Below are 4348 nucleotides of genomic sequence, written 5' to 3'. Positions count from 1 at the left end.
CCCCGCGAACACCCCGGGACACGACCACCACACCCCCCGCAAAAACGCTTGCAAGCAAGCATGCATGCAAGCATGCAAGCACACACACCACCCCCACGAGCACGCCGAAACCGTCAAAATTATTCAGACCCCCACGCACCACACCTGCCCCACACATACACCGCATGTACTGTCGCACCCGTCACCGCGGGCAGCAGCCCCACCACCACCGACCCCGAGAGGGCACACCATGACCAACACCACCACCAACGCCTTCACGTGCTTCGATTGCTGGGCCCTGGCGCTGGCACTATGCGAGCGCTACCCGCACCTGCGCCTGCACGCCCTCACCGGCCCTCATGGGCTATGGGTGCATGCACTGGCCTATAAGCCGAGCACGGATCTGTACGTGGACGTGGCAGGTGCTCACACCCGCGATGATGTCCAGGCCTTCTGGGAGGACAACCCGGAGTGGGACGACCTGCGCGAGATACCTGCCGAAAAGTTCGCGGGAATGGATCGGCAGGCCCCTCACGTGAGCACCGAGGAGGGAATCACTGCCGCGCTGGCCGCAGGCTGGACGCCCCGCCCTTGACCCACCACACGAGCGCGCCCCGTGCGGCAACCGGAACCCCGTAGGCCGCTCCACAATTAATGATTCCAACCACGACTTTCCGTCCGCTGCAAGTGCTAGTGCTAGTGGGCATGAGGCGGTTGTTTCTGGTCCAACCGGCAGGCACCAACCTGGGAATCTAACGTAAGCAGGTTCAGGCGGGACAAAAGCCTTTTTACTTGGCCGCTTTAAAAACTCCCTGGTTCACCCAGTTAATAATGACAACAGCGATGTCCATAACAGCGCGAGCTTGGGTGATGTCAGCCTGACGATTGTCGGTACCATGACGGCCAACATCGAAGGGAAGACGGCTAAGGACCTGGAGGAATGCCTGCACCGACGTCATGCCTTTAACCGTCTCATCGCCCCACAAAGGTAGTGAGCATACCCATTTATCTTTTTTCTCCCCATCGGCAATACTTGCGCGGATCTGACCCAGACTAGCTCCGGAGTTTCTAGGAGTCACAATAGGCCCCAGCGTGGCCTCGACAGCTTTGATGGCCGCCTTCCAACTACCCTCAGCATCTTCCTCGCGCCCGTATGCCTTGTGCCAGGCCAACGTTAATTGATCTTTTACCAGGCCTTCCGTTGCGCGTGCGGCAAGATACCTCTTCTCTACAGATTCTGGCACACGTCGTTGGAGGTAAGGTTTTGAGCCGTCCTCCGGGAAGCCTACCGTCCACAAAGAGCGGCCAGCATCAAGTATTTCACCCAGTTCAAGTGCTTGATTTTTATATAAACAAATACCCTGCCTAAATATGTAGTCAACAACATCAAGTACTATATCCTCAGATTTGCGGCAAGCGTCTATAATGCCATGGTAATAGGTAGCTCCCGGCACAATACTCAGCTTCGCCGCCATGAGCATTTCTACACGTTCATCAACCGTGCTTAGTGCATCTTTTACCCATTCCATGACACCAAGATAGATATGATTTGGAATGCCGTCTACATAGGGCAAGGGGTCGCGCCGACCGCGCCGCACCGATAGCGGTTCGAATGATTCAGTCATGGTACAAAAATAGTCCATCAATTACCCCTCAAACCAAACACTACGCGCGGGCCCCAAGTTTTGCTGCAAGTACCGCTTGGAGGGCCTAGTTCACACCCCCTCCGACGAACGGGGCCGCCCCTAGAACAGTGAGCCCGTGCGCGGCTCTATCTAGGCCCGAGCACTATGAGCGTGGATGCCCCACCATGTCCCGGCCCGGTCCGTAAACCCTTTGCCCGCCCGCCATTGAATCAAAAATAGCGTGTGTGTAATGTCATTTTTGTTAGCGGGGCACACGGCCCCGGACATCGAGACCCCAGGAGGGTTCCCATGCCCACCATTACCGCCTTGTTCATCCCGGCCGACACCGAGGCGCCCACTGAGCTGCGGGACATCGACGCCGACGCCACGCTTGCCGCGCTCCAGGGTGCTGTGGGCGGGCTTGTCGAGCCGGTTCACCTGGCCAGGCAGCGCGCGGACATGTACGTCAACGAGGAGGGGAAGCTGCTCTCGTTGCCGGTGAACGTCCGCGCGACGTTCCTGGCTGGTGCCCTCGGCGGCATCCTGGGATGGGACCAGATCGCGGGGGACGCCATCATCGCGGGTGGCGTGGACGAGGAGGGCGACACCACTGGCCTCGATCCCCTCCAGGTCCACGAGCTGCACGCTGCCTTGCAGCAGGTCTGACCGCCAGGTGAGCCCCGTAGGGCCTGCGTGGGACGCGAGAGCGTCCTGCGCGGGCCCTACGGCCTGCCTCGGGTGGTTCTGTGCGGCCACTCACGATCCTGCGGGCCCCACATCCCTATCCAGCCCGTACACACCTCCCCATAGATGATGTGCGCCACCGGCTGCCCTGTCCTATCCCTGACGGCGTCCATGGCCTCGCCCAGAGCCCGCCGTCCCTCGGGAGGGTTCCCGCCTGGCCACGTCGCCGGGTTGATTCGCCACGGCGGGCGCGGAACCTGCCCCCGCCCCGACGCGTCAAGCACCGGCGTCGGGGGATGCACTGTCTCGGCCCACAGTCGGCCGTCCCCACTGACGATCACCCCGCGCTCCTTGTGGCCGGCCTTCCCCGCGGATCGCGCCCACGCCGCAAGCTTGGCGCAGTGCTCCGAGTTCAATCCGTGGTGGCGCATGGCCGCTTGCGCAGTACGCATGTAGTACTCGGCTGCTTCGTCCTCCGGGGTCATGCGTCCACTGTGCGACGTTCTCCGCCATTTTGCGAGCGCGGGGCATCGGGTTCCGGGGCGAGGTCTTTTCTCGGCCCTATGAGATTGATAAAATAGTTTATAAACTGGCTGACGTTCATACCCCAGGAAGGAACACCCCATGCTCATCATCTACACCACCCCCGGATGCACCGACTGCGCCAGCACATGCAGAGCCCTCACCCGGCGCGGAGTGCCCTACCGCACCGTGGACCTCAGCACCGACCCCAAGGCCCTAGAGCACGTCCGCTCCCTCGGGTACGCCCAAGCCCCCGTGTGCATCGCCGACACCGGTGAACACTGGTCCGGGTTCCGCCCCGACCGCCTCACCGCGCTCACACGCGCCTGATCCCCCATGACCCCGCTCATCTTCCACGGACTCCAGGTAGCCGCCCTGATCGCCGTGCCCCTGTCTCTCCGGGGCGCGGCGATCCTCGTGCGACCCCATGGGCGGAACCGGCTTTCCCCTCAGCGACGAGCGCACCTGGCACGCTACGCAGCAAGCCCAGCCCATACCGATGACACCTTCACCCGCCGCGCCCCACGCGCTCAGCAACGCATGCTCGGCCACCTCCAGGCGCAGCGCCGCCTAGACGCATGCCTAGCCCTCCTGCCCCTCACCGCAGCCACAGCTCTCATCGTGGCGCTCGCCCTCGGGGGCACCCCCCGCGGACTCTGGAGCGCCCCCTACTTGGCCCTGCTCCTTGCCCTGGCCGGAGCGCGAGCTGCGAGACGGTGGATGTCACTCCAAGACCTCTACCTGCGCGCTCGCAACGAGTACAACTCCCCGCCTCTGTAGCCGGACGCCATCACTCCACCCCTCTGCGCTCGCGGCCGATGGACGTTTCGAGACAGCATTCGTCCGTGTATGGATTTGTCCCATTTCGAAGGTGGGCCGGATTCCTGAGATGGCCCTGTTGTGACATACAGATCCACTTAGTGAATATTTCTGCGAGTGCATTCCGTCCCCGATTATTTTTCTTACACGCCACTACTCGACAGTGCTAAATCAGGTTTCCCCACGAAAACGAAATATGGTCTATTATAGAAATATGAGAAAAAAATTATCGCCTAGAAGAAGTGTAAACAACATGAACGAAATGGAAAACATTCAGACAAGTCAGCCCATCCAGGCCATTACTCAGCCCAAGATACATGGCTGCAACTATTCTGAAGCTGCGCGCATCATCGCCAAAGAAAGTAAGTGGACGTTTGATGAGTACAAGGGAATCTGCGACGCAGATGGCAAGAGTATCGCCAAGGGGTTCGAGGAACTGGGTCTCGCCGCGCGTGAGCTGGGCCTGTTCATATCGGAGCTTCACCCGTCCTGCGTGGATGGTTTCGCGAGGGAAAAGTTCAAGAACTCGATGGCAACAGCCGGCCGGTTGCGGGAACAGATTGCCACACACGGTGGGGAAGATTGGTACACCTGGGACAGCTTGTCAGGGTAAAATCTCTGCCCACGAAGAGCCCCTACCGCGGCCCCGGGTTTGGGGCTTCATTATGCCATGGACCAAACGACGGGCATTAGTTGTTGGCCCACAAAAAAAATAAGAT

The 4348-nt window shown here is 60.5% G+C and carries 6 protein-coding genes; 5 read left to right on the top strand and 1 reads right to left on the bottom strand.

Translation table 11 applies throughout. The features are described from left to right. Positions 1 to 229 precede the first annotated feature (229 nt). A complete protein-coding gene (locus A5728_RS01420; RefSeq protein WP_064845363.1) occupies positions 230 to 574 on the top strand; it encodes a hypothetical protein in 345 nt (114 codons plus the stop codon). A gap of 193 nt (positions 575 to 767) precedes the next feature. On the opposite strand, the gene A5728_RS13920 is transcribed toward A5728_RS01420, so the two are convergent. Beyond that, on the bottom strand, positions 768 to 1604 hold the full coding sequence (locus tag A5728_RS13920) for a hypothetical protein (protein ID WP_156523338.1): 837 nt from the start codon (positions 1602 to 1604) through the stop codon (positions 768 to 770). A gap of 309 nt (positions 1605 to 1913) precedes the next feature. Between A5728_RS13920 and A5728_RS01415 the strand changes: the two genes are divergently transcribed. The 4 genes from A5728_RS01415 to A5728_RS01395 all read left to right on the top strand — a co-directional run bounded on the left by A5728_RS01415 (position 1914) and on the right by A5728_RS01395 (position 4242). Continuing rightward, positions 1914 to 2270 (top strand): DUF3846 domain-containing protein, encoded by a 357-nt coding sequence (locus tag A5728_RS01415; protein ID WP_064845362.1) that lies wholly within the window; start codon positions 1914 to 1916, stop codon positions 2268 to 2270. A gap of 642 nt (positions 2271 to 2912) precedes the next feature. Then, the gene (locus tag A5728_RS01405) at positions 2913 to 3140 is read left to right on the top strand and encodes a glutaredoxin domain-containing protein (RefSeq protein WP_064845360.1); all 228 of its coding nucleotides are present in this window, start codon (positions 2913 to 2915) and stop codon (positions 3138 to 3140) included. Between the two features lie 210 nt (positions 3141 to 3350). Further along, complete coding sequence (locus A5728_RS13915) at positions 3351 to 3590, top strand: hypothetical protein (RefSeq protein ID WP_156523337.1); 240 nt, start codon at positions 3351 to 3353, stop codon at positions 3588 to 3590. 292 nt (positions 3591 to 3882) lie between these two features. Then, positions 3883 to 4242, top strand: coding sequence for a hypothetical protein (locus A5728_RS01395; protein WP_156523336.1), 360 nt, complete (start codon positions 3883 to 3885; stop codon positions 4240 to 4242). Positions 4243 to 4348: the final 106 nt, after the last annotated feature.

It is taken from the genome of Kocuria sp. ICS0012 (genome assembly GCF_001665945.1).
GTDB classification, from domain to species: Bacteria; Actinomycetota; Actinomycetes; order Actinomycetales; family Micrococcaceae; genus Kocuria; species Kocuria marina.
The sequence above is the reverse complement of the archived record's forward strand: the minus strand, read 5'-3'. Positions and strand labels throughout refer to the sequence as shown.

Coding starts and splice junctions, on each gene's coding strand:
- A5728_RS01420 (WP_064845363.1), top strand. CDS start 230: ATGACCAACACCACCACCAACGCCTTCACGTGCTTCGATTGCTGGGCC.
- A5728_RS13920 (WP_156523338.1), bottom strand. CDS start 1,604: ATGACTGAATCATTCGAACCGCTATCGGTGCGGCGCGGTCGGCGCGAC.
- A5728_RS01415 (WP_064845362.1), top strand. CDS start 1,914: ATGCCCACCATTACCGCCTTGTTCATCCCGGCCGACACCGAGGCGCCC.
- A5728_RS01405 (WP_064845360.1), top strand. CDS start 2,913: ATGCTCATCATCTACACCACCCCCGGATGCACCGACTGCGCCAGCACA.
- A5728_RS13915 (WP_156523337.1), top strand. CDS start 3,351: ATGCTCGGCCACCTCCAGGCGCAGCGCCGCCTAGACGCATGCCTAGCC.
- A5728_RS01395 (WP_156523336.1), top strand. CDS start 3,883: ATGAACGAAATGGAAAACATTCAGACAAGTCAGCCCATCCAGGCCATT.